Genomic DNA, 1,977 nt, shown 5'->3' with positions numbered 1-1,977 from the left:
CGGATTCGAGACAGCGGGCGCCACAAGCCCGCGAGACGAAAACTATCAGGAGACAGACATGAACATACGCAGGCGAGTCGCGCTGGCAGTCCTTGCCAGCCTGATGACTTCATTGGCCTTGCCGCAGATGTCGCACGCGGCAGAGGGCTACCCGAACAGACCTTTGCGGCTGATCGCGCCCAGTTCGCCGGGCGGCATCCTGGACATCACCAGCCGGATCGTGGGCAAGAAATTGTCTGAACGGCTGGGGCAGCCGGTAGTGGTCGAAAACGTGCCCGGCGCGGCCGGCATTCTGGGCATGCAGAGTTTGCTTCGCGCCGAGCCCGACGGGTACACGATGGTCATGGGCAGCAGCGGGCCGAACGCGGTCAATTACACGCTGTACAGCAAGCTGCCGTATGCGATGTCCGACTTTGCGCCGGTGGCGCGCATCATCACCATGCCGAACGCGCTGGTCGTCAACGCCAACGCGCCCGTCAAGACGCTGGCGGAGTTCCGTGACTATGCCCGCGGCAAGCAGGGCAACCTGTCCATGGCGGTGTCGATGATCGGGACCTCCGGACACCTGGGCGGCGAATTGCTGAAGAATCGCCTGGCGTTCACGGCCGTCACCGTGCCGTACAAGGGGGCGGCGCCGGCCACCAACGACCTGGTCGCTGGCCAGGTCGACTTTACGGTCGAGAACGTGATCACCGTGGCGCCGTTGGTCAAGGCCGGCAGGTTGCGGGCGCTGGCCGTCACCACCCGTGAACGCAGCCAGATATTGCCTGACGTGCCGACGCTGGCCGAGCAAGGCTATCCCGATGTGGATGTCGGTGCCTGGCTGGGCGTGCTGGTCGCAGCGCGCACGCCGCCGGCCGTGGTGGCGCGCCTGAATACGGAGCTCAATGCAGTCCTGGCCGATGAGGACGTGAAGAAGCAATTGGCGCAGCAGGGCGGCATTCCTCTGGGCGGCACGGCAGCCGAGTTCGATGGCTTCATCCGGTCGGAGAAGGACCGCTGGGAAAAAATCATCAAAGCCGCCGGCATCAAGGCGGAATGACCTGTACGCTGGCGGCGGAAAGGTCGCCGCCGGCATGCTTAGGGAGGCATGATCCATGGCAATCAATTATCAAAGCCTGCGCAACTGGAAGTTCGAGGACCGCGTGGACCGCTACACCGCGCGCGACTGCATGATCTATGCGCTGGGTCTGGGCTACGGCACTGATCCGGCCAATGAAGGCGAGCTGCGCTACGTGCACGAAGAGGGGACGGCCGTGGTGCCGACCTTCCTGGCCACCCTCGGCGCGCCCAACGGTTGGGCAGCCGACCCGGCCACCGGCATCGACTGGGTGAAGATCCTGCACGGCGAGCACCGCATGACGTTTCACGCCCCGCTGGCCGCGGCCGGGGCAGTGCGCAGCCAAACCCGCGTCACGCGGGTGGTGGACAAAGGTGCCAGCAAGGGCGCGCTGGTGGTGACGGTGCGCGACATTTCCGACGCCGATAGCGGGGCACCGCTGGCCACGGTGGAGCACGTGTCCTTCTGCCGCGCCGATGGCGGCTTTGGCCAGGGCGACGAGCCGCCGGAGGCGTTGCCGGCCACGCCACAGCGCGAACCCGATCAGGTCGTGTTGCTGTCCACGCTGCCGCAGCAAGCCTTGTTGTACCGCCTGAACGGCGACCTCAATCCGGTGCACGCGCTGCCGCACATGGCGCGCGCCGCCGGTTTCGAGCGGCCCATCCTGCACGGGCTGTGCACCTATGGAATGGCTGCGCGCGCCTTGCTGCAGGCCTGCGCAGCTGCGTCGCCCCAACGGCTGGGTGCGATCGCCGCGCGCTTTTCCGCACCGTTCTTCCCGGGCGAGACGCTGCGCGTGGAAATCTGGCGCGATGGCGACCGCCTGCAATTTCGTGCGCTGGCCGACGAGCGCGGGAAAGTGGTGCTGAGCAACGGCGTTGCCCGCCTGGCCAATTGAGCAAACCAGAGGTGAACCA

Annotated in this window: 2 protein-coding genes; both read left to right on the top strand. The window is 66.3% G+C overall.

Annotated elements, in window-relative coordinates; genetic code table 11:
- Positions 1 to 58: 58 nt before the first annotated feature.
- Positions 59 to 1,042: a Bug family tripartite tricarboxylate transporter substrate binding protein gene (locus ACO6D5_RS30010; protein WP_485827423.1), complete on the top strand. Its 984-nt coding sequence runs from the start codon at positions 59 to 61 to the stop codon at positions 1,040 to 1,042.
- Between the two features lie 55 nt (positions 1,043 to 1,097).
- On the top strand, positions 1,098 to 1,958 hold the full coding sequence (locus tag ACO6D5_RS30005) for a MaoC/PaaZ C-terminal domain-containing protein (RefSeq protein ID WP_485827422.1): 861 nt from the start codon (positions 1,098 to 1,100) through the stop codon (positions 1,956 to 1,958).
- Positions 1,959 to 1,977 lie beyond the last annotated feature (19 nt).

Source organism: Achromobacter sp. (genome assembly GCF_057314935.1).
The sequence above is the reverse complement of the archived record's forward strand: the minus strand, read 5'-3'. Positions and strand labels throughout refer to the sequence as shown.